This window comes from Vibrio sp. 10N.222.47.A9 (genome assembly GCF_963872585.1).
GTDB classification, from domain to species: Bacteria; Pseudomonadota; Gammaproteobacteria; order Enterobacterales; family Vibrionaceae; genus Vibrio; species Vibrio splendidus.
Genome location: NZ_CAWNBB010000054.1, coordinates 34,899 through 58,848, shown reverse-complemented (window position 1 = coordinate 58,848; position 23,950 = coordinate 34,899). Strand labels below are relative to the sequence as shown.

Sequence of the window (23,950 nt, the reverse complement as noted above, 5' to 3'; positions counted from 1 at the left end):
AACCCTGCATTAAGCAGGGTTAGCGGATACTGTCTTAGTCAGTTTAAATTCAACGATTTACCACGTCATAAATCTTAGCTTTCATCGCTGTGACCACAAGATCAACGACACCATTAACAATTGGCTCGCCCTTCACTTTACCTTGTAAGTCAACCAACTCATCTTGTAAGTCAATCAACTTCCCTTGTTCTTGTCCGAGCATCCACACAGGTAAAGACAGCACTTTTTCATCTTGAGATAGGTTGAGCACAACCAGTGTCTTTTCACCCCTAAGGCAACGAGTAAACACTAACGTCTCTGCATCACAATATAACTCTAGGTAAGCACCACTTTGTAAGCTGCGGCGTTCTGTTCTCAATTTTATCAACGCTTGATGGAAAGGGAACCAATGCGAAGTATCTTCTTTATCCCACGGGAAGCATCTGCGATTGTCTGGGTCTTGACCACCTTCCAAGCCCACTTCTGTCCCATAATACAAACATGGAGTTCCGACATAGGTAAACAGTAACGTCAGCGCCAGTTTTTGCTTAGCTTGGTTACCATTTAGAAGCGTTAGCAGTCGAGCCGTATCATGACTGTCCAGTTGATTTAGCTGCGATAATTGATTCAACCAAGGAACTTTAGCTCTCGCTTCAGCTAACCAATCAGAAAAAGCCAACATATCAATATCAATCGGCTCGTACGCGATGTCTTGCTTTGCCAATAGCGCACGAACTGGGTGAGCAAATCCATAATAGTTCATCGACCCGTCTTCTTGCTCTCCCTGTAACCATGATGTGGCCTCGAAGAAGTGCTCTCCCAAGATGTAGGCTTCGGGGTTCTCGGCTTTTGCTGAATCACGGAATGCTTTCACATAATGTGCGTTGTTATAGGCTCCCTCCCCTTCACCTAACATATGAATCACATCGAAGCGCCAGCCATCGATGTTATAAGGTGCTTTTAACCAGTGCTTAATCACAGAGTCTTGTGAGTGGAATATATGTTCTCGCACGGAAACATTGGAGAAGTTTAAGACTGGAAGTGAGCTAATATTTTTCCAACTAACATATTGCTGAGTGTTTTCGGGGTCGAAAAAATAATAGTCATGAAATGCCGAACCTGGGTTGTCATATGCACCGGAGTCAGTGGCTTTCAGTTTATCAAACCAAGGGTGCTCAACCGAAGTGTGATTAAATACCGCATCCAGAACGATTTTCATATCACGCGTGTGAATGTCTTTTGAAAGTGCAGAGAACTCATCATTGGTCCCGAAATGGGTATCGACATTGTAGTAATCGGTTGTGTCGTATTTATGGTTGCTCGGCGACTGAAAAATGGGGTTGAGATACAACGCGGTGATGCCTAGATCTTGCAGGTAATCTAACTTGCTATGAATACCCGCTAGGTCACCACCAAAGAACTCTGCGGCGCCCGTTCCATTGTGTCCTTCGACAGACTCGCCCCATTCTTTCACTACGACATCTAAGGTATCTTCTTTTAAGCGATACTCGCCCGCTTTGACACTGATACTCGGATTTCCGTTGCAAAATCGTTCAGGGAAGATTTGATAAAATACCTGCTCCGGCACCCATGATGGTGGGCGATGTTGGGTATTAAACTTAAAATGAAACTCACGACTCGCAACGCGGCTATGGACGCCCTTAGCATCAAGCCAATACTGTCCTTTTGAATCGACAAGCTTGAACGCATAGTGCGTAACGTTTCTGTCTGTATTCGCAGGAAAAGAGGCTTGCCACAGCGTCAACCGCCCTTCAGTACCAACTTGCACCATGTCGAGTAGATACTCTTCGTTATCTGGCTCATGCCTCAACTGAACCTTATTCCAGTCAGTGCGTTCAGACACTAATGTTACGGTTAGCACACCCTCTTTTTCGTGGAAGTAATCGGAGGTTTGAGCATGAAAGATAAAAGGTTTCATAGCGGTTCTCGAGCAATATTTAATTTGCTTAAGATATGAAAAATTTCTTTGACCACAACGAGAAAAATAACATCAGTCAAAGTAGATCACGCTTTGTAGATCCACTTTGTTTACATTAAGTCGATTTCTCTCAAAATGATCAAATGAATCGACCATTTTTCAAGAGGAGACCCAATTTTCAATTACTCCATCAACGGCTAACTATCGCACGATCAATCACAGACTGAGGCAATGTGACACCAAGCTCACGAGCAGCATCCAAATTCACAACCAGTTGCGAACTCTGTGCAGTTTTAACACTCAGCTTCCCCGGTTTTTGTCCGTTCAGAATAGCAGCCACATAATCGGCGGTTTGCACCCCAACATCATAGTAGTCTAGACCTAAGCCAGCTATCGCCCCCTTACCCACATAAGACGTCGCTCCGGCAACCACTGGCGTTCCAGCCCGGTTCGCAGCTTCTATAAGCCCTTCGATACCACTTGCAACAGTGTTATCTGTCAGTGCGTAAATAACATCCGACTTCTTAGCAATGGATTCGGTTTTTGATTCTACATCATCGATGGTTAGCGCTTTTTCAGTGTGCAGAGTAAAACCAAAGTCTCGTGCCGACTTCTTTAATAGCCCAACTAACGCGACGGCATTTGCCTCGGCGGGGTTGTAAACCACTCCGATTGAATCTGCATTAGGGAGTAGCTCTTTAATAAGAGATACGTGTTGGGAAATAGGTGATAAGTCAGAAAGGCCCGTGACATTTCGTCCCGGTTTATCCAATTGTTTAACAAGCCTTGCACCGATAGGGTCCGTAACCGCGGTAAATACAATCGGTATTGAGCGAGTCGCAGAAACCAAAGCTTGCGAAGTCGGTGTCGCGATGCCAACTAAGACATGAGGGTTTTCGCTGACTAGTTCTCTGGCAATTTTTGCTGCCTGAGCGGGGTTACCATCAGCCATTTCATAGGAGAATTCTAAATTTTTTCCCGGTTCGTAACCTTTGGCTCTTAACCCTTCAAGAAGCCCTAGACGCGTCGCATTCAGATCTGGATGGTCGACAACTTGTGAAACCGACACTTTGGCGACGTTCGCCATTACATTACCAGTCCATAGCAACAACAGACAGCTTAAAACCGCTGCCAATACCTTTCTTACAGAACTCATTATCGCTCCCTAAATCAAGCTCTACTCGTTATTACTCGCTCGAAGAGAACAACATCAAAAAAACCACTATTGACATTATTACCAGTAACCATTGATAACTTGAAGTGATATTTAACAAAAATACAACAAGGTTCGAATTATGCGAGGATAAGCGGGCTTGTTTGATTTAAAGTTAAGAAACTCAGTGAATACAAGATAAGCACGGTAGATAAAGGCAAGGCTATGTGGATAAAAGACAAGTGAATAAAAGGCAAGTGAAGCGATTAGAAAAGAGGAGCAAATCTGAGAACGAGCTATCGATGATGTATGACTGTTCTCAGACTAGAGGGAGAGATAAGACGACCTGCTAGAACCAACGTTCCATTGAAGATTTGTCTAGCTGACGAAATGCGCGATTCAAAATGATCGCCAACTCTTTATAACGAGGGCGTGGTTTCATTGGTTCCAATGCAAAACCTGTTTCGCTGATCTTCTCGTGCAACTCTCGATACCAAGAAACCAATGCTGGCGGTAATTGAGTGTTCGAACGGTTACCTAACCACCACATGCCTTGAAGCGGCAAGCTGATCGCAAACAACGCCATAACCACAGCTTGCGGCATCGCATGATAATTATTGAAGACCATTTGTGTCAGAATACTAATAGCAGCTATCGCTGGCATCACTTTCACACCAAAACGTGTGGCTTTAATGATGCGCTGTTCAGGGAAGATAGCGTTTAACTCTTTTCGAACAGGCCAGAGATCCATGTACTTTTGGCCATCTTTTAAACTACTCGCTAAACCAACTCTATTACTCATATGAGTCTCCCATTAAAAAAAAGTTGAAATCATCAACTAAAAACACAAAAATTTGACGAAAAATAATATTCTTTCAAATTTTTTTGTTATATTTGCACAATATCGCTATTATTTGCAGACCTCAATCTCATTGTTGCCCTTATTTACAATTTAAGCAACTTTGGGACGACTTCTGCAAGGAATGCAAAAGCCTCTTTTTCTGAAAAAGTGCGCTTTCACTTTAATACGGAAATTAACGTTTTTTTGACCAAGGTTAGTACGCAAGCCTATGTGCTTCGACTATTCTTGAGATTAATTTTCATCCTTAACTGATTTCGATCAGAAAAATAAACAGGTAGTCATTAATGTCTAAGCTAGTTTTAGTTTTAAACTGTGGTAGTTCTTCTCTTAAATTTGCTGTTGTTGATGCAGAAACAGGTGCTGAGCACCTAACTGGTCTTGCTGAGTGTCTTGGTCTTCCAGAAGCTCGTATGAAGTGGAAACTTGACGGCAAGCATGAAGCACAACTAGGCGCGGGCGCAGCTCACGTAGAAGCACTATCTTTCATGGTAGAAACTATTCTTGCTTCTAAGCCTGAGCTTAAAGCTAACCTTGGCGCTATCGGTCACCGTATCGTACACGGTGGCGAGCAGTTCACTTCTTCTGCACTTATCACTGATGAAGTTCTTAAGGGTATTCAAGACGCTGCGACTTTCGCACCTCTTCATAACCCAGCTCACCTTATCGGTATCGAAGCGGCTCAACAGAACTTCCCTGGTCTACAAAACGTTGCTGTATTTGACACTGCGTTCCACCAAACAATGCCTTCTGAGTCTTACCTATACGCTCTACCGTACAACCTGTACAAAGAGCACGGCATCCGTCGTTACGGCATGCACGGTACTTCTCACCTGTTCATTACTCGTGAAGTTGCTGGTCTACTAAACAAGCCAGTTGAAGAAGTTAACATCATCAACTGTCACCTAGGTAACGGCGCATCTGTATGTGCTATCAAGAACGGTCAATCTGTAGATACTTCTATGGGTCTTACTCCTCTTGAAGGTCTTGTAATGGGTACTCGTTGTGGTGACCTAGATCCTGCGATCATCTTCCACCTACACGACGCTCTTGGTTACTCTGTTGAAGAAATCAACAACATGCTAACTAAAGAGTCTGGCCTAGCAGGTCTAACTGAAGTGACTTCTGACTGTCGTTTCGTTGAAGACAACTACGGTGAGAAAGAAGAAGCAACTCGTGCAATGGACGTGTTCTGTCACCGTCTAGCTAAGTACGTTGCTGGTTACACTGCAACTCTAGAAGGTCGTCTAGACGCAATCACTTTCACTGGCGGCATCGGCGAGAACTCTGGCCCAATCCGTGAAATGGTTCTTAACCGCCTAGGCATCTTCGGCATCGAAGTTGACAGCGAAGCTAACCTTAAAGCACGTTTCGGCGGCGAAGGTACTATCACTACAGCTAACAGCCGTATCCCTGCAATGGTTATCTCTACTAATGAAGAGCTAGTAATTGCTGAAGACACTGCGAAACTAGCAGGTCTTTAATTGATTTTCCTGACTAGCTTCACTCGAAGCTAGTCAGTTTTTCATATCAAGAAAATGGGGCTCAACTTCTATTCCTACCCCAATTTAAATATCGGTGGGAATAGCAGTTGAGCTTTTTTTATTTCCAATAGTCAAAGGTGTTCGTCAATGTCCCGTACTATTATGCTTATCCCTACAAGCGCTGGTGTTGGTCTTACTAGTGTTAGCATGGGTGTTCTTCGCGCTATGGAGCGTAAGGGCGTAAGTGTTTCTTTCTACAAGCCAATCGCTCAACCTCGCAGCGGTGGTAACCAACCTGATTTAACGTCTACTATCATCAGCGCAAACAGCGACATTAAGATTGGTGAGCCAATCGCAATGACTAAAGCTGAAGCTTTGATCGGTAGCGAAAAAATGGACGAGCTTCTAGAGTCTGTTGTTGAGCAATACAACAAGATCAACAAAGATGCAGAAGTAACGCTTATCGAAGGTCTAGTACCTACTCGTAAGCACCCATTTGCTAACCAAGTGAACGCGGAAATCGCTAAAACACTAGGCGCAGAGATCGTATTCGTTGCGACTCCGGGTACATACAACCCTATTCAGCTTAAAGAGCACATCGAAGTAGCATGTTCTAACTTCGGCGGCACTAAAAACAAGAACATCTCAGGCGTTATTATTAACAAACTGAATGCACCTGTTGATGAAGCTGGCCGTACTCGCCCTGACCTTTCTGAAATCTTCGATGATGCAGATAGCGCTCAACAAGCGAACCTTGAAGTAATGCAAATCTTCAACTCTAGCCCTATCCGTGTTCTTGGCTGTGTGCCATGGAGCATCGACCTAATCGCTACTCGTGCGGTTGATATGGCTAAGCACCTTAACGCTGAAATCGTTAACGAAGGTGAAATCTCAACTCGTCGTATTAAGAGCATCACTTTCTGTGCACGTTCTCTACCGCACATGATTGAGCACTTCAAACCAGGTTCACTGCTAGTAACTTCTGCAGACCGTCCTGACGTTATCGTTGCTGCGGCTCTTGCTGCGAAAAACGGTGTTGAGATTGGCGCAATCCTACTGACTGGCGGTTACGACATTCCAGAAAGCATTGCTAACCTTTGTGCACCAGCATTCGCGTCAGGTCTACCGATCTTCAAGGCTCAAGGTAACACTTGGCAGACGTCTCTAAACCTACAGAGCTTCAACCTAGAAGTTCCTGCAGACGATAAAGAGCGTATCGAGTTCGTTAACGATCACGTTGCAAGCCACATTGATGGCCCTTGGATTGATTCTCTATCTGAAGGCACTCAAGGTATTCGTCGTCTAAGCCCACCAGCATTCCGTTACCAGTTAACAGAGTTCGCTCGTAAAGCGGCTAAGCGTATCGTTCTTCCTGAAGGTGATGAGCCACGTACTGTTAAAGCAGCTTCTATCTGTGCTGAACGCGGTATCGCAACTTGTGTGCTTCTTGGTAACCCAGACGAAATCCGTCGCGTTGCTGCACAACAAGGTGTTGAACTAGGCGCTGGCGTTGAGATCATCGATTCTGCATCTGTTCGCGAAAACTACGTAGCTCGTCTAGTAGAACTTCGTGGCGCTAAAGGTATGACTGAAGTTGTCGCTCGTGAGAAGCTAGACGATTCAGTATTCCTAGGTACTATGATGCTTGAAGCTGGTGAAGTTGACGGCCTAGTTTCTGGTGCTGTTCACACAACGGCGAACACAATCGTTCCTCCGTTCCAGATCATCAAGACGGCTCCTGATGCTTCTATCGTATCTTCAATCTTCTTCATGCTTCTGCCTGATCAAGTGCTTGTATACGGTGACTGTGCGATCAACCCAGATCCAACAGCTGAACAGCTTGCTGAAATCGCTATCCAATCTGCAGATTCTGCTGCGGCATTCGGTATCGACCCACGCGTTGCTATGATCTCTTACTCTACTGGTGAATCTGGTAAAGGTGCAGACGTAGATAAAGTACGTGAAGCAACCAAACTTGCTCAAGCGAAACGTCCTGATCTAGTGATCGACGGTCCTCTTCAGTACGACGCAGCAATCATGGAAAACGTAGCCGCTTCTAAAGCGCCTAACTCTCCAGTTGCAGGTAAAGCGACAGTATTCGTATTCCCAGACCTAAACACGGGTAACACGACTTACAAAGCTGTACAGCGTTCAGCAGACCTAGTGTCTATCGGTCCAATGCTTCAAGGTATGCGCAAGCCAGTAAATGACTTGTCTCGTGGCGCTCTAGTAGACGATATCGTTTACACAGTAGCTCTAACGGCTATCCAAGCAGACCAAGCAGCTCAAGCTGAAGAAAAAGTAATTAACTAATTTTTCTTTTGTAGAAAGCAAAAACCCTAGATTCTTATCTAGGGTTTTTTTATGTCTAACGCTTAAGGTTATTTGATACTTTTAAGATTAATCTAGCCTCGCCCATGGGCTGACTCTAAATCTAATGCTGGTCCTTTGGGCACAACTTGAGTCGGATTAATGCCAGTGTGGCTGTAGTAGTAGTGACGCTTAATATGGTAGAAATCAGTAGTCTCTTTAATACCCTCTACTTGGTACAACTCTTTTAAGTAACCCTGAATATGGACATAGTCTGAAATTCGCTGCTTGTTACACTTAAAGTGACCTACATACACTGCATCGAATCGAACCAGAGTGGTAAACAACCTCCAGTCTGCTTCTGTGATGTCATTACCCGCTAGATAACGATGTTCACTAAGATGTGCATCTACTTTGTCTAACGCCTCAAATAACGCGTCATACGCTTCTTCACAAGCTTCTTGTGTCGTTGCAAAGCCAGTACGATAAACGCCGTTGTTGATGTTCGGATAAATATAATCATTCCACTCATCAACCTTCTTTGCCAACTCCCATGGATAGTAATCATCCGTGTTGCCTGTTAACTCATTAAATTCTGAGTTGAACATGCGGATAATTTCAGAGGACTCGTTACTCACGATGGTATTGGTCTTTTTATCCCACAGTACAGGAACCGTTACTCGTCCTGAGTAATCAGGCTTGGCTTGAGTGTAAATTTGGTGCATACGAGTATGGCCGAATAAAGGTTCAGGTAACCCCATTTGCCACCCTTCACTCATCATGTCTGGGCAGACGACCGTCACGTCAATATGATCGGTTAGATCTTTAAGTTCACGGAAGATTAAAGTTCGGTGCGCCCAGGGGCAAGCCAATGATACGTATAAGTGATAACGGCCGCTTTCTGGCTGAAATTGTGCACCGGCTTTGTTCTCTATCCAGTGACGAAAGCCTGCATCTTCGCGAACAAACTTGCCACCGCTTTCTTTGGTGTCATACCAAACGTCATGCCAAACACCTTCAACTAACTTACCCATATCCAAACCTCTGTCATCCAAAATTTTTTATACCAATCACAGTAAGTAAATGTTCAGAAATAGCGCAGAGAAAAGGCTTGAGAACAAGGAAGAATTTTTCTGTTAGTAGTTATTCTACAATCAAAAATTCTAACGCCGTTATCGAGCGTTTTAACAAGCTAGGATGAGCAGTTATTTACTACGATTGGTATTAGTATAAAAAAAGCAAACTTTTTCAAAACTAGAAGAAGTTGGCTTAGTTGTTCAAATAATTTGATGAAGGTGAAGATCCTCGAATACGTAAGCATAAAAAAAGCGCAACCTATAAAAAGTTGCGCTTAAGCCTGTCACAGGCTGAACCGTATCAAACGGGTTCTAGACTTGTACGTGCAAGCAAGATACTGCGTGTACGTCATCGCCTTGAATGGTTGGCTTGGTTTGCGCGCAGGCCTCGGTTGCTTCAGGGCAACGAGTACGGAACACACAACCCGATGGTGGGTTGATTGGCGATGGTAAATCACCTTCCAACATCTGAATCGTTTTGCTGCGCTCTAAGCGAGGGTCTGGAATTGGAACTGCAGACATCAATGCTTTGGTATATGGGTGCTTAGGATCTGAGAACAAGGCATCTGATTCACCTAGTTCAACAGCATTACCTAAATACATCACCAATACACGGTCAGAGATGTGTTTCACCACTGACAAATCGTGCGCGATGAATACCAAAGACAAACCTAACTCTTTCTGTAGTTCCATAAGAAGGTTAACAACTTGAGCTTGGATAGATACATCCAGAGCAGAAACCGGCTCATCACAGATGATCATCTTAGGCTTCAAGATAAGTGCACGCGCGATACCGATACGTTGACACTGGCCACCAGAGAATTCATGTGGGTAACGGTTGATCACGTTTGGTAGTAAACCAACCTTTGCCATCATCTCTTTAACTCGATCTTTCACTTCCTGTTTAGAAAGCTCTGGATAGAAAGTTTGTAGAGGTTCAGCAATGATGTCTCCAACTGACATACGTGGGTTAAGCGATGCTAGTGGGTCTTGGAAGATCATCTGAATCTCTTTACGAGTCTCACGACGCTTCACTTCCTGCATCTTAGTCAGGTCTTGACCTAACCACATAACTTCGCCTTCAGTTGCCTCAACTAAGCCAATAATTGCGCGTGCAAATGTTGACTTACCACAGCCAGACTCCCCTACTACACCCAGAGTCTCACCTTCGTAAAGGTGAACATCCACACCATCAACCGCTTTAAGGTTTGATGGTTTCGCCCAAGGCCAAGCAGACTTGGCAGCAATGCTAAAGTGAACCTTAAGGTTTTTAATATCTAATAGTAATTCTTTACTCATTTTGTCCAAGTCTCCCAGTCAGAAAAACAAGCACGCTGACGATCTTTCGCAAATGGCTGCAAAATTGGTGCTTCTTGCTTACAACGGTCCATTACCCGATGACAACGATCTTGGTAAGGACAGCCTGTTGGCAGGCGAAGTAAGTTAGGTGGGTTACCTGGAATCGTCGGCAGAATTTCACCTTCGGTATCCAAACGAGGAATTGCTTTAAGCAGGCCTTCCGCATAAGGGTGGCTAGGCTCATAGAATATTTCATCTACTGTGCCGTATTCCATGGTACGGCCAGCGTACATCACTAGAACTTTGTCACAAGAACCGGCAACTACACCCAAATCATGGGTGATCATGATGATTGCTGTATTGAACTCATCTTTAAGCTCGTTCAGCAATTCCATGATTTGCGCTTGAATGGTTACATCCAACGCCGTTGTTGGTTCATCAGCAATCAGTAGTTTTGGACGACATAGCAAAGCCATTGCAATCATCACACGTTGACGCATACCGCCAGAAAATTCGTGTGGATACATGGTAATACGTTTACGTGCCTCAGGGATTTTCACCGCTTCCAGCATACGTACTGATTCTTCGAACGCTTCCGCTTTGCCCATGCCTTTATGCAGCATAAGCACTTCCATCAGCTGATCACATACTTTCATGTAAGGATTCAGTGACGTCATTGGATCTTGGAAGATCATCGCGATCTGTTCAGCGCGAACCTTGTTCAGTGCTTTCTCAGGTAGATTGAGAATCTCATTACCTTCAAACTTTGCACTGCCTGAGATGATGCCGTTCTTAGCCAGCAGTCCCATTAGTGCAAATACCGTTTGAGATTTACCCGAACCCGACTCACCAACAATACCCAGCGTTTCGCCTTGGTTGAGTGAGAAGTTCAGGTCGTTTACTGCGGTTACGATACCATCTTGCGTGGTAAATTCGACGCGCAGATCTTTGACATCTAATAAGCTCATTATTGCTTCCTTAATCTTTTATAGCTTTTAATTGCTATTTCTTTATCTGTCTTTTGGATCAAGCGCGTCGCGCAGACCATCACCTACGTAGTTAAAGCAGAACAGCGTAACTACCATGAATGCCGCTGGGAATGCCAGTTGCCAAATAGCAACTTCCATTGTTTGCGAGCCTTCTTGTAACAGCGCTCCCCAACTTGTCATAGGCTCTTGAACACCAAGACCAAGGAAAGATAAGAATGATTCAGTAAGGATCATGCTTGGAATAAGTAGCGTTGAGTAAACCGCAACAATACCCAATACGTTCGGTACGATATGACGTGTAATGATTTTCCATTTACTGACACCACATACGTGAGCAGCCTCAATGAACTCTTTACTACGTAAACTCAATGTTTGGCCACGTACAATACGCGCCATATCGAGCCAAGCAATCGCACCGATAGCAACAAAGATGAGTACGATATTACGACCAAAGAACGTCACCAGTACGATAACTAGGAACATGAAAGGAACCGCGTATAAGATCTCCAGGATACGCATCATCACTCGGTCAGTGCGACCGCCAATGAAGCCTGAAGCTGCACCGTAAAGCGTACCAATCAGTACCGCTACGAATGCACCCATCACACCAACCATAAGAGAAATACGGCCACCAATCATCGTACGAACGTATAGATCACGACCTAAACTGTCGGTACCAAACCAGTGATCCGCGCTTGGCGCTGCATGCATTGCGTACCAGTCAGTATCATCATAAGCATGCTGTGCTAGCATAGGTAAGAAGATTACCGATAGCACCATGATAGTAAGGATAAACAAACTGACCATTGCCGCTTTGTTACGCATAAAACGAATACGCGCATCTTGCCACAAGCTACGGCCTTCAATTTCCAAACTCTCAGAGAATTTTTCGATCGCTTCTAAGTTTTCTTTTTTCTTCAACATAACCATGCGTCCCTGCTAGTAGCGAATTTTCGGGTCAATAAGCGCTAGTAAAATATCAACGATTGCGTTGAACAAGATGAATAGGAAACCAATCAAAATGGTAACACCCATTACTAACGAATAATCACGGTTAAACGCGGCGTTAACAAACAGCTTACCGATACCCGGCAGGCCGAAGATGGTTTCAACAACAACTGAACCTGTGATGATACCTACGAACGCTGGCCCCATGTATGAAACAACAGGGAGTAGTGCTGGTTTGAGCGCATGTTTAAGAACGATATAACGGTAGCTTAGCCCTTTAGCACGAGCAGTACGGATAAAGTTACTGTTAAGGGTTTCAATCATGCTACCGCGAGTGATACGAGCAAAGGTTGCTACATATAAAAGAGACATCGCGATAACGGGTAGGACGATGTACATGTACGTACCACCGTGCCAGCCGCCGGCAGGAAAAATATGCCAGTGCAGTGAAAATAGGTAAATAAGCGCTGGTGCCAACACGAAGGATGGCATCACCACCCCGAGCATGGCGGTCGACATTATAGTGTAATCGACCCAAGTATTGTGCTTAAGCGCGGCAATGGTTCCGACCGATACCCCCATAATCAGGGTAAAGATAAATGCTACAAAACCTACCTTCGCAGATACTGGAAGTGCAACCGCGATCAGCTCATTTACGGTGTAATCTTGGTATTTAAAAGATGGACCAAAATCACCCTGAAGGATGTTGGTCAAGTACGTGGTGTACTGTTCAAATACAGGTTTATCTAAGCCGTATTTAGCTTCGATGTTAGCCATAACTTCTGGCGGTAATGGACGCTCGCTTGAAAACGGGTTACCCGGTGCGAAACGCATGAGAAAGAAAGATATAGTGATCAACACCAACATGGTTGGAATCGCTTCAAATATCCTTTTCATAATGAATTTAAGCATAAACTCACTCTTTTCAGTCCGTGACAATTAAAAATCAAATAGACACCGTGTGCGCTTTACGCACACAGGTCTAAGTTAGTTATATTTTATTTTTTATAGGAGGTTATTTTGCTTTGATATAAAGATCTTTTGAATAAATCTTATCTTCGGCGTTACCTTCTGGGTAACCACCTAATTGAGGCGATACTAGACGTGTTGTAACGTACTGGTAGACAGGAGCAATTGGCATGTCTTTAGCTAGCAATTTTTCTGCATCAATGTATAGCTTGGTGCGCTCTTCTTCCGAAGTAGAGTGCAGTGCTTTATCGATAATCTTGTCATAGTCTGCACTCTTGTAGTGCTGACCAGCAGTAGTATTTTGACTAACCATCAATGTTAGGAATGAAGATGCTTCATTGTAGTCACCACACCAACCTGCACGAGCAACGTCAAAGTTACCAGTATCTTTACTGTCTAAGTATGATTTCCACTCTTGGTTTTCGAGTTTCGCATCAATACCAAGCTCTTTTTTCCACATTGATGCGATTGCGACTGCAAGCTTCTTATGGTTTTCAGATGTGTTGTAAAGGAGATTGAACTCAAGAGGATTACTCTTCGTGTAACCAGCTTCTTCTAGAAGACGCTTCGCTTCAGCGATACGCTCTTTTTGAGAAAGTTGACCATACTCTGGAGTTACTGGGTCAAAACCAGCTGTAATTTCAGGAGTCAGGAAGTACGCTGGTTTTTGGCCTTGGCCAAGGATCGCTTTAGTCACGATATCGCGGTCCATAGCATAAGACATCGCTTTACGTACACGTACATCGTTGAAAGGCGCTTTCTGTGCGTTAAACTGGTAGTAGTAAGTACACAGGTTACCCTTGATGTTTACATCTTGTGGGTATTCTTTCTGTAGACGACGAAAGTGTTCGTTAGGCACTTCGTATGTGAAATCTAGCTCACCAGAAAGGAAGCGGTTCATTTCAGCAACTTGGTTTTCGATTGGCAGGAACGTTACTTTATTAAGAACTGTGTGTTCGTTATCCCAGTAATTTTCGCTACGAACAAGCTCAAGACGCTCGTTAACTACCCATTGATTTGGAACAAATGCACCATTGCCAACAAAGTTTTCTGGTTTAGTCCATTGATCACCAAACTTCTCAACAGTTGCCTTATGTACTGGCTTAACTGTTGTGTGACCCATCATCATTACGAAATATGGAACAGCTGTATCTAACGTAACTTCTAACGTGTAATCGTCTACAGCTTTAACACCTAGTTCACTCTTATCTTTCTTACCTGCAACGATGTCTTTCGCGTTCGCCATTTTGGTGTATTCCATGTACCAAGCATATGGAGAAGCGGTTACAGGATCAACAGCGCGCTGGAAGCTGTATACGAAGTCATTTGCTGTTACAGGATCGCCGTTAGACCATTTAGCGTCTTTACGTAGGTGAAATGTGTACGTTTGGTTGTCTGTCGTTTCCCAGGTCTCAGCAACACCAGGGATAGTATTGCCGTTAGCATCTTGGTTTACTAATCCTTCTAGCAAGTCACGAATTACGTGTGACTCTGGAACACCTTGAGATTTGTGCGGATCCAGCGTTGCTACTTCAGTACCGTTACCGCGAACAAGTTCCTGAACTTTTGCTAGTTCTGTACCTGCTGGAACTTCAGCAGCGATAGAAAGAGTAGAAGTGGCAGCCACTGCCAAACCAGCACCTAGAAGAAGGGCCTGAGTGATTTTATTCTTGTACATTTAATAAACTCCAAGTTTTTCGTATTGCATCCATGACTTCTTTGCTAAGTTCACTGAACGGCAGTGATTTAGATTTATTTAGCTAAAAATTTAAGCATAAAAACCTAAAACCTTACAAAGATTGAGGCACACACTATCAACCATTGAAGTAATTTGCCATAAACAAGTCGCAAAAAATCGGATAATTCTCCGATTTACTCAAGGTAACAGTGTAAATCTCTAATAAAAACCTAATGAATAGTTAATTACACATAGGGATTTATTAAAAAACAGCCTTTAGTGTTGATGTATCTGAATTGATACTTTTATTTAGCATCTTATGCTAGAACACTGTCGGCAAATTAACATTAATGCCACATGAAATCTAATTGCACATCACATATCCCCTAAATAGACTCCACTATTTGTGAGGATTATCACTTTATACAAAACAGCATAATGCACTGCACCAAAACAGATTTGGAAATGCACCAAGACAGACTAAATCACGCGTTGAATTCATATGCAACTTGACTGCTTAACCATTTATTAAAGAGCCTTTTATTTATAAATCACTTTGTAGCACGCACAAAAAAACCGACGTCAAACGTCGGCTTTCTTACTATCTACGTCCCAACCTGAAATACACTTTCACGTTAAGAGCGAAACACGCTAGGGAGTGGATTATTTCTCCCAGCGATCCGCAGCTTTAGTATCTGAATCGCGAGAATCAACCCAGCGAGTTGTTTCAGTGGTGCGTTCTTTTTTCCAAAATGGCGCTTTGGTTTTCAGAAAGTCCATCACAAACTCACACGCTTCAAAGGCAGCGCCACGGTGTGCACTTGATACACCAACGTAAACAATCTGGTCACCAATATCTAGGTCACCCACGCGGTGAATCACTCGCATCTTCTGGATAGGCCAGCGCGCTTCAGCTTGGTCACAGATCTCGCTCAGCGACTTCTCTGTCATACCCGGATAGTGCTCTAGAGACAAACCAATCACGTTGTCGCCAAGGTTCATGTCGCGAACTTTACCAACAAACGTCACAACCGCTCCCGCAGATGTGCCTTGAGCTAGAAAATCGTATTCGCCACCCACAGAAAAATCTTCAGCAGTAACTAATACTCTTGGATCAATAACTCGAGAGTCATTCATGACTAACCTCCAGTAACAGGTGGGAAGAAAGCCACTTCATCGCCGTCTTTCACTTCTGTCGTCAAAGGTACAATTGACTGGTTAAGTGCAGCCAGAAGCTTGCCCTCTTCCAATGCGATATCCCATTTGCCTTCTTTTGCTGCAAGGTGGCTGCGAATCGCTTCAATAGTATTGTATTGCGCATCGATCTCTAGGCTATCAACACCGACAAGTTCACGAGTTTGTGCAAAGAAAAGTACCGTAATCATGATTCCACCTTAAAGTGTCCTGATTTACCACCCGTCTTCTCTAGCAGACGTACGTTCTCGATAACAATGTCTTTCTGAACAGCTTTACACATATCGTAAATCGTCAGTGCAGCAACAGAAGCAGCCGTTAGCGCTTCCATTTCTACGCCTGTCTTACCTGCAAGCTTACATACCGATTCGATACGAACCTTGTTTTCAGACTCAATGGCTTCAAGTTGTACTTCTACTTTAGTCAGTAGCAAAGGGTGACACAGTGGAATCAAGTCCCACGTCTTCTTCGCTGCTTGGATACCAGCAATACGTGCCGTTGCGAAAACATCACCTTTATGGTGGCTGCCAGAAACAATCAGCTCTAGCGTTTCTGCTGACATTTGAACGAAAGCCTCTGCTCTCGCCTCACGTACTGTCTCTGCTTTAGCCGATACATCGACCATGTTCGCTTCGCCAGACGCGTTAATATGTGTAAATTGGCTCATGCTCAAACCACCTTATACAGAAAGGTGTGGCATGAAGTTACAAGGGCGGTGGCTAGCATCCATCTGTTGCTTGATGATCTTAGTCCAACCGGTGCGGCATGCGCCTGTAGAGCCAGGCATCGCAAAGATAACCGTGTGGTTGGCAAAACCCGCAATCGCACGAGATTGAATCGTCGATGTACCAATCTCTTCATAAGACACTTGGCGGAAAAGCTCACCAAAGCCTTCAACTTCTTTGTCGAATAGTGGCTTAAGTGCTTCAGGCGTGCTGTCACGAGATGTGAAGCCCGTACCGCCAGTGATCATGATCGCTTGAACGCTTTCGTCAGCAATCCACTGAGATACGATCGCACGGATCTTGTACATATCATCGATAACGATTTGCTTATCAACCACGTTGTGGCCTGCTTCTTTAGCATGCTCAGCTAGGTAACCACCTGACGTGTCATTTTCTTCTGTACGAGTATCTGAAACGGTTAGTACTGCGATGTTTGCTGCTTGAAATTTGCTTTCTGCGTGACCCATTTGTTCACCTATATAAATTTTTCAATTATGAGGGCGTGTTGACCTTTCGTGATTAAATTTTGTTCGAGATAAAAGCGTTTTAATCGCGGCGAGGGGGAAGTAGCCTAGTCATTCTAAGCAAATCTCCCTCAACAAAGAGTAAAACGCTTTTAGCCGAACCCTTCGGGCAGCGTTTGCTGGTCATTTCTACTACGTTATCGGCTTCTCATGTAGGCTAGCTACACATCAAAGCCTCTGCCTTATATAAATACCCAGCAACTCGCTGCAAAAATCAGCTCGAAAGAGCAACACGCCCTAGACTGATTCACCCAGCTTAAAGAAGCTGAGCGATAAAATGCTTTAGAGTATATAGCGGGTTAACCGCCGATTGACGCCAAGTTTGGAGTCATGCCGCTGTTGCCATCGTGTAAAAAGTGGCTAACGGACTTGGTTTGAAGCTGAGCCTGAATTCGATCAATGAGCTCTTGCTCTTGTTGATCTTCTTGAATTAGATCTCTCAGTTCAACACCATGGTCGCCAAACAGACATAAGTGAAGTTTACCGGTCGCAGAAACACGCAGTCGGTTACAACTCTCGCAAAAGTCTTTCTCGTAAGGCATGATCAAACCGATTTCACCCTTGTAGTCTGGGTGGACAAACACTTGCGCGGGGCCATCATTAACGGCTTTGACTTTTAACAGCCAACCATTAGCAATAAGCTGGTTGCGGATCGCAACGCCAGACACATGGTGTTTATCGAACAACTCGTCCATCTCGCCGGTCTTCATCAGCTCGATAAAACGTAATTGAATAGGTTTGTCTTTGATCCAATTAAGGAAGGCTGGTAATTCCTGACTATTGAGGTCTTTCATCAATACGACGTTGACTTTGACTTGTTCAAAGCCAACCTCAAACGCTTTATCAATGCCTCGCATAACCTCTGTAAACTTATTCTCACCAGTGATCTGATGGAACATGCGCGAATCTAAGCTATCCACGCTCACGTTTATATGGGTTAAACCAGCATCACGCCATTGCCCTACTTGTTTCTCCATGCGGTAGCCATTCGTTGTCGTGGCTACTTTTTCGATGCCTGGAGTAGAAGCAACAGTATGTATGATTTCAGGAAAGTCTTTACGCAGGCTCGGCTCTCCGCCTGTAATGCGGATCTTTGAGGTACCACAATCTGCAAACGCTTTTACAACGCGTTTGATCTCGGGAACACTTAAAAAAGACGAGTTTTTTTGCCCTGACGGTTTATAACCATCTGGCAAGCAGTAAGTACATTTAAAGTTACAGACGTCTGTAACCGACAAGCGCAAGTAATAAAACTTGCGATGGAATCTATCTTCGAATTGTTGCGCCACGGAACACCTTTCCAAACACGGGAGGCATAATCATTTCCAATTAAGCCCTTGTGACAACATGTCACTGGCTCTTGATGCGTATCGGTACAGCAAATACCACTGTGCGACTTAGCATGCGAGAGCTCGGAGTTATGGCAACTGCACGTTATATTCACACGCGCAGTAGCTGAGTAATAAAATACTTAATATTTGTACGTGAATCTAGCTCTGATGACAAAAAACGGGTCACATCGGCAAAAAAAACGTATCAAACCCTCAAAATAACTCTTGTTGAGTATCTGACGAGAAGCATTTAACCTAAATTATAGTTGGTAATAATCTAACAAGAACAAAAAATGAATATTTACTCTTCAAAGAAAGTCGTAGCAATCGGTGGGGGCCATGGCTTAGGTCGTATGCTTGCTGCATTAAAAGACTTTGGTAGCAATGCGACTGGCATTGTTGCAACAACAGATAATGGTGGTTCCACCGGGAGAATTCGAGACTGCCAAGGTGGTATTGCTTGGGGAGATACTCGTAACTGTATCAACCAATTAATCACAGAACCTTCGATCAGTTCGATGATGTTTGAATATCGCTTTCGCGGTCAAGGTGAACTCGATGGTCACAACTTAGGTAACCTAATGCTAACGGCGCTAGACAACCTTTCCGTTCGCCCATTGGAAGCAATTAACCTAATTCGAAATATGCTCAAAGTCGATGTCAATATCGTCCCGATGACCGAGCACCCTTCTGATCTCACGGCGCTATCAATGGACGGTCGTTGGGTAACTGGCGAAACTAACGTTGATGACATGACAGAAAAGCTGCGCATGATGGACTTATCTCCAGAAGTACCGGCAACCAAAGAAGCTGTTGCTGCAGTTGAGCAAGCAGACTGCATTGTCCTTGGACCAGGAAGCTTTTTAACCAGTGTGATGCCCCCGCTGCTACTGCCAGAAATTGGCAAAGCAATCGCGGAAAATACCAAGGCAAAAGTTATCTTTGTTGAAAACCTTTCGCCAGAACACGGCCCTGCAGGAAAAATGACGCTTCAAGAACAATTGGAGTGGTGTGAACGTACCTGTAAGGCAAGAAAGATAGACATTGTACTAGGCAATGAACCACACCCTGAATTGGAAGGGCAATGGAATTGTGTGACCACTGATCTTGCCTCTCCTAACCGAGATTGGCGACACGACCGTTTAAAACTCCAACAAGCGATTAGGGATCAACTGGCTTAATGCTTGTAGCTTAGGCTAGACGACAGAGACCAGTAAAAACAAAAAAGGAGCATCATGCTCCTTTTTTAGTCTCTTTAATAACTAGCCGCTTTAGAGATCCGTCATCAACTGCTGATATTCAGTGTACGTTGATAACAGGAGCTCTTGCATATCTTGGAAATCAATATCGGTTACAGGCAATGCTTGCTTCACTTTTGCGTCTAAGCTAATCGCAAAACTACACAAAGAGTCTGCGCCAAAACTCGCAGCGCTACTCTTAAGTGCATGGCTTATATCAGCCAAGTACTTAGATGTATCCGACGCTTTATTTATCTCTAGATGTTCGTAGTAGCCTTTCAACTCACCTAAGAAGATTTCCAGCAAAACTGGTACATTCTCTTGCCCTATTTCACCGGCAAGCTCATCAACTTTTTGCTGATTTAATACTTTCGTCATTATGATTTTCTTATTGTTTGGTGATTACTGCTTCGCATTCCACGTTTGCAACTTACGGTATATCGTCGATGGACTGACATCTAAGAAACCGGCCGCGCGGGGAATGTTGCCGTCACACGCTTTTATGGCCTGTTCGATAGCCGTCTTCTCAGTGATCCACAATGGGAAAATATCTTTTACCGTGATGTCTTCGTTCTGCTTCTCTTTCAAGCGCAAGCTGTTTTCAATCGGTTGGTTCAATGGTGGTGGAAGCATGTTGAGAGTAATCTCTTTGCCGTTATTCAATACCACCACGTTCCGTAATACGTTTTGTAGCTGACGAACGTTACCCGGCCACTCATATTGATTAAAGCGATCAAGCACTTCCTGAGCAAAACGCACAAACGCTTTACCTTCCTCAACCGACATGTAACCTAGTAACGAGTACGCAATCTCGATGACATCTTCACCGCGCTCGCGCAATGGCGGCAGGTGCAATGGAATCACGTATAAACGATAGTATAAATCTTCTCTAAAGCGACCTTCTTGTACTTCTTTCCAAGGGTCACGGTTGGTTGCACATACGAAACGAACATCGACACTCTTCATCTTCGAAGAGCCAACTTTTTGAAAAGTACCGGTTTGGATAAAGCGCAGCAGCTTGGTTTGCAGCTCTAAGTCCATTTCGCACAATTCATCAAGGAATAGTGTTCCGCCATCAGCAAGTTCAGCGGCACCTTGACGATCAGTTGCAGCACCGGTAAAGGCGCCTTTAACGTGGCCAAATAGCTCACTTTCAATTAGATCTTTAGGGATAGCCGCACAGTTAATCGCGATGAAAGGCTTGTCACCACGCTTGCTCGCCGCATGAATAGCTTCTGCACATACCTCTTTACCCGTACCACTTTCACCCGTGATGAAAATACTGGCTTTACTCGATGCTGCAGAGTCGATAGTTCGGTAAACCTGCTGCATGGTTTGGCTACTACCAATGAAGCCTTGGTAATTTTGGTTTCCCGGATGTTCCGAGCTATTTTTAAGTTTGGTGGCTTTGCGGATCGCGTTGTTCACCGTAATACGGAGTCGGTCGGCTTCACACGGCTTGATAAGGAAATCTTGAGAACCATGACGCATGGCTTCTACGGCGGTATCGATAGAACCGTGAGCCGTCATGAAGATAACCGGAACTTCAGGGTATTTTTGTTTTACAGCAAATAGCACGTCCATACCCGTCATGTCAGGCAGACGTAGATCTAATAAAATAAGGTCTGGGATTCGATGATTCAAACTCTCGATTGCATCGCGGCCAGTGCCGACAATGTTGATATCAATTTCGAGCGGTGTAAGATACGAGCGATATAAAGCTGCTACCGAAGCGGTATCCTCGACCATCAACAAATACTTCGATTTGTTATCTAGCGTTTTTGATTGCATATCCTAGCCATTTATAATTTGCATTTCTTATTATAGTCGCATTCCGCTTTGCATTATGCAAATTAGCCACAATATTTGTAGTGTGTTTTTTTACTTACTTCAAATAATCAATGTTTTATCTATCTGGCACGAACGATGCAACGGTATAAATGACCTTCGGGTCACCTAGCCAACTGACGTTGTTAGTGGACCGAGTGTTCACAAACGTAAGCCAGTAGAACATTTACTACTGGCTGTTTTTTTGCCTGAAACACTCTCAATTCTTGTCTTGAGGGGATCAACTTCTTAAGTGAAAAGTGAGATTAGCTGTTGGTAATAAACTGCTTTCTTAGTTGCTCAATTTCATCACGCTTCTGTGCTGCCAATTCAAATTCTAGGTTCTGAGCATGCTGATACATCGCAGCTTCTAGCTTGCTGATCTCTTTATCAAGCTGTTGCGGTGTAAGTACTGCATAACTTTCAGAAGGCTCTGCAACCTTAGATAGAGGAACTTGCTTCGATTGGCGCTGCTGCTTCGACTTGGTTAGATCACCCAGCTCCATAATATCTTTGATATTACGTTTAAGCGCTTGTGGCGTGATACCTTGCTCTTCGTTATAGGCTTGCTGTTTCTCACGACGACGATCAGTTTCATCAATCGCTTTTCTCATTGATTTGGTAATCGAGTCACCATACAAGATAGCTCGACCTTCCAAGTTACGAGCTGCACGACCAATGGTTTGAATCAGAGAACGCTCAGAACGTAAGAAACCCTCTTTATCAGCATCAAGAATCGCCACCAGCGATACTTCCGGCATATCCAAACCTTCACGAAGTAAGTTAATACCCACTAACACGTCGAACTCGCCCAAACGTAGGTCTCGAATGATCTCTACACGCTCAACGGTATCGATATCTGAGTGCAAGTAACGAACCTTAACACCATGCTCACTAAGGTATTCGGTTAAGTCTTCTGCCATTCGTTTAGTCAACGTAGTGACCAATACGCGCTCTTCTTTCACTGAACGGATTCTGATTTCAGACAGCAAGTCATCCACCTGAGTCGCGACAGGTCTTACTTCGATGATTGGGTCTAACAGACCAGTAGGACGCACCACTTGATCAGCAATCTCACCATCTGATTTCTCAATCTCATAATTACCCGGCGTGGCCGACACAAAAATGGTTTGTGGCGCGATCGATTCGAACTCTTCAAATTTCATCGGACGGTTATCCAACGCAGAAGGCAACCTAAAGCCAAACTCAACCAAAGTTTCTTTACGAGAGCGGTCACCTTTATACATGGCGCCAATTTGCGGCACAGTTACATGTGACTCATCGATGATCAGCAAACCATCATCAGGCAGGTAATCAAATAACGTTGGAGGCGCTTCCCCTTCCGCACGGCCGCTCAAGTATCGTGAATAGTTTTCGATACCGGAACAGAAACCCAACTCCGTCATCATCTCGATATCAAACTGAGTTCTTTGAGAAATACGCTGTTCTTCGAGAAGCTTGTTGTTGTCTTTTAAATATTGAGCCCTATCGCGCAACTCATCCTTAATCTTCTCAATCGCCTCAAGGATCTTCTCTCTTGGGGTGACATAGTGAGTTTTTGGATAAACGGTAAAACGCGGTAAGTCTCTTTGTTTCACCGCACCAGTCAGAGGATCAAAAATACTAATGCAGTCCACTTCGTCATCGAACATTTCAATTCGAACCGCATCTTGGTCAGATTCAGCGGGAAAGATATCAATCACCTCACCACGAACACGGAACTGACCACGTTCAAATGCGACATCGTTTCTCGAATATTGCAGCTCAGCCAAGCGGCGTAGGATGTCTCGCTGATCCATCACCTCACCACGACTCAAATGAAGCATCATCTTCAAATAAGACTTAGGATCACCAAGACCGTAGATAGCCGATACAGACGCAACAATAATGGCATCTTTTCTTTCTAACAAAGCTTTGGTAGCTGAAAGTCTCATTTGCTCAATATGAGCATTTATCGACGCATCTTTCTCGATAAAGGTATCCGTGGTTGGAACGTAGGCTTCCGGTTGGTAATAATCGTAGTAAGAAACAAAGTACTCAACGGAGTTATTCGGAAAGAAGGATTTCATCTCGCCATAAAGTTGAGCTGCCAACGTTTTGTTAGGCGCTAACAAGATTGCTGGTCTTTGAGATTGAGAAATGACGTTGGCAAGAGTAAAGGTTTTACCAGAGCCCGTTACCCCTAATAGAGTTTGATGTGCCAAACCAGAATCTAATCCATCTAGTAATCTGGTTATCGCTGTCGGCTGGTCACCGGACGGGCTATAGTCCGATACCAAGTCAAAGAGTTTACTCATAGGTCGCCATTTCCATACTGTTTTTATAATCAGGTCATTGTCACTCTAGGAGGAGTGTAGTTGCAACTATTATCTAGAGAAATGCTTCTTAAGATTAGATATCAGTGATAGCTTTTACTTTTAGAACTTGG

The 23,950-nt window shown here is 44.1% G+C and carries 20 protein-coding genes and 1 riboswitch; of the genes, 3 read left to right on the top strand and 17 right to left on the bottom strand.

The genetic code is table 11. From position 1 onward, the window contains the following. Positions 1-49: 49 nt before the first annotated feature. The 3 genes from malZ to yfbV all read right to left on the bottom strand — a co-directional run bounded on the left by malZ (position 50) and on the right by yfbV (position 3,873). On the bottom strand, positions 50-1,918 hold the full coding sequence (gene malZ / locus AACT19_RS17530) for a maltodextrin glucosidase (RefSeq protein WP_076647747.1): 1,869 nt from the start codon (positions 1,916-1,918) through the stop codon (positions 50-52). A 190-nt stretch (positions 1,919-2,108) separates the two neighbouring features. After that, positions 2,109-3,074, bottom strand: a complete 966-nt coding sequence (locus AACT19_RS17525) for an ABC transporter substrate binding protein (RefSeq protein WP_017078108.1) — start codon at positions 3,072-3,074, stop codon at positions 2,109-2,111. Positions 3,075-3,420: 346 nt separating this feature from the next. Beyond that, positions 3,421-3,873 carry a terminus macrodomain insulation protein YfbV gene (yfbV, locus tag AACT19_RS17520; protein WP_017084030.1) on the bottom strand — a complete coding sequence of 151 codons (453 nt, stop codon included), beginning with the start codon at positions 3,871-3,873 and terminating at the stop codon, positions 3,421-3,423. A gap of 344 nt (positions 3,874-4,217) precedes the next feature. Between yfbV and AACT19_RS17515 the strand changes: the two genes are divergently transcribed. Together AACT19_RS17515 and pta are read left to right on the top strand one after the other, a co-directional pair. Then, positions 4,218-5,414 carry an acetate kinase gene (locus AACT19_RS17515; protein ID WP_004734016.1) on the top strand — a complete coding sequence of 399 codons (1,197 nt, stop codon included), beginning with the start codon at positions 4,218-4,220 and terminating at the stop codon, positions 5,412-5,414. Between the two features lie 147 nt (positions 5,415-5,561). Next, a complete protein-coding gene (gene pta / locus AACT19_RS17510) occupies positions 5,562-7,727 on the top strand; it encodes a phosphate acetyltransferase (protein WP_004734017.1) in 2,166 nt (721 codons plus the stop codon). 92 nt (positions 7,728-7,819) lie between these two features. On the opposite strand, the gene AACT19_RS17505 is transcribed toward pta, so the two are convergent. The 11 genes from AACT19_RS17505 to moaA all read right to left on the bottom strand — a co-directional run bounded on the left by AACT19_RS17505 (position 7,820) and on the right by moaA (position 18,415). Beyond that, complete coding sequence (locus tag AACT19_RS17505; RefSeq protein ID WP_076647744.1) at positions 7,820-8,758, bottom strand: glutathione S-transferase family protein; 939 nt, start codon at positions 8,756-8,758, stop codon at positions 7,820-7,822. Positions 8,759-9,112: 354 nt separating this feature from the next. Beyond that, entirely contained in the window at positions 9,113-10,099 is a 987-nt protein-coding gene (oppF, locus tag AACT19_RS17500; protein WP_004734019.1) for a murein tripeptide/oligopeptide ABC transporter ATP binding protein OppF, read from the bottom strand. Next, entirely contained in the window at positions 10,096-11,067 is a 972-nt protein-coding gene (locus AACT19_RS17495) for an ABC transporter ATP-binding protein (RefSeq protein ID WP_017078105.1), read from the bottom strand. Before AACT19_RS17495 ends, oppF begins: the two co-directional genes overlap by 4 nt. 42 nt (positions 11,068-11,109) lie before the next feature. Next, complete coding sequence (gene oppC / locus AACT19_RS17490; protein WP_017078104.1) at positions 11,110-12,012, bottom strand: oligopeptide ABC transporter permease OppC; 903 nt, start codon at positions 12,010-12,012, stop codon at positions 11,110-11,112. A gap of 15 nt (positions 12,013-12,027) precedes the next feature. Next, complete coding sequence (gene oppB, locus AACT19_RS17485) at positions 12,028-12,948, bottom strand: oligopeptide ABC transporter permease OppB (protein ID WP_017078103.1); 921 nt, start codon at positions 12,946-12,948, stop codon at positions 12,028-12,030. A gap of 103 nt (positions 12,949-13,051) precedes the next feature. Next, complete coding sequence (locus AACT19_RS17480; protein ID WP_076647740.1) at positions 13,052-14,683, bottom strand: ABC transporter substrate-binding protein; 1,632 nt, start codon at positions 14,681-14,683, stop codon at positions 13,052-13,054. 663 nt (positions 14,684-15,346) lie between these two features. Further along, the gene (moaE, locus tag AACT19_RS17475; protein WP_076647737.1) at positions 15,347-15,820 is read right to left on the bottom strand and encodes a molybdopterin synthase catalytic subunit MoaE; all 474 of its coding nucleotides are present in this window, start codon (positions 15,818-15,820) and stop codon (positions 15,347-15,349) included. A 2-nt stretch (positions 15,821-15,822) separates the two neighbouring features. Continuing rightward, positions 15,823-16,068, bottom strand: coding sequence for a molybdopterin synthase sulfur carrier subunit (gene moaD / locus AACT19_RS17470; protein ID WP_076647734.1), 246 nt, complete (start codon positions 16,066-16,068; stop codon positions 15,823-15,825). Beyond that, positions 16,065-16,544 (bottom strand): cyclic pyranopterin monophosphate synthase MoaC, encoded by a 480-nt coding sequence (gene moaC, locus AACT19_RS17465; RefSeq protein WP_004734026.1) that lies wholly within the window; start codon positions 16,542-16,544, stop codon positions 16,065-16,067. Before moaC ends, moaD begins: the two co-directional genes overlap by 4 nt. A gap of 12 nt (positions 16,545-16,556) precedes the next feature. Further along, a complete protein-coding gene (moaB, locus tag AACT19_RS17460; RefSeq protein WP_017084034.1) occupies positions 16,557-17,069 on the bottom strand; it encodes a molybdenum cofactor biosynthesis protein B in 513 nt (170 codons plus the stop codon). 356 nt (positions 17,070-17,425) lie between these two features. Beyond that, a complete protein-coding gene (gene moaA, locus AACT19_RS17455; RefSeq protein WP_009848642.1) occupies positions 17,426-18,415 on the bottom strand; it encodes a GTP 3',8-cyclase MoaA in 990 nt (329 codons plus the stop codon). Next, positions 18,404-18,556: riboswitch (molybdenum cofactor riboswitch) on the bottom strand. Its footprint overlaps the gene before it by 12 nt. 194 nt (positions 18,557-18,750) lie before the next feature. Between moaA and AACT19_RS17450 the strand changes: the two genes are divergently transcribed. Next, positions 18,751-19,638, top strand: a complete 888-nt coding sequence (locus AACT19_RS17450) for a YvcK family protein (RefSeq protein ID WP_017092489.1) — start codon at positions 18,751-18,753, stop codon at positions 19,636-19,638. Between the two features lie 90 nt (positions 19,639-19,728). Here AACT19_RS17450 and luxU read toward each other — a convergent pair whose 3' ends face one another. The 3 genes from luxU to uvrB all read right to left on the bottom strand — a co-directional run bounded on the left by luxU (position 19,729) and on the right by uvrB (position 23,819). Further along, positions 19,729-20,073, bottom strand: coding sequence for a quorum-sensing phosphorelay protein LuxU (gene luxU, locus AACT19_RS17445; RefSeq protein ID WP_004734030.1), 345 nt, complete (start codon positions 20,071-20,073; stop codon positions 19,729-19,731). Positions 20,074-20,097: 24 nt separating this feature from the next. After that, a complete protein-coding gene (luxO, locus tag AACT19_RS17440; RefSeq protein WP_004734031.1) occupies positions 20,098-21,486 on the bottom strand; it encodes a quorum-sensing sigma-54 dependent transcriptional regulator LuxO in 1,389 nt (462 codons plus the stop codon). Positions 21,487-21,788: 302 nt separating this feature from the next. Continuing rightward, a complete protein-coding gene (gene uvrB / locus AACT19_RS17435; RefSeq protein WP_017084035.1) occupies positions 21,789-23,819 on the bottom strand; it encodes an excinuclease ABC subunit UvrB in 2,031 nt (676 codons plus the stop codon). Positions 23,820-23,950: the final 131 nt, after the last annotated feature.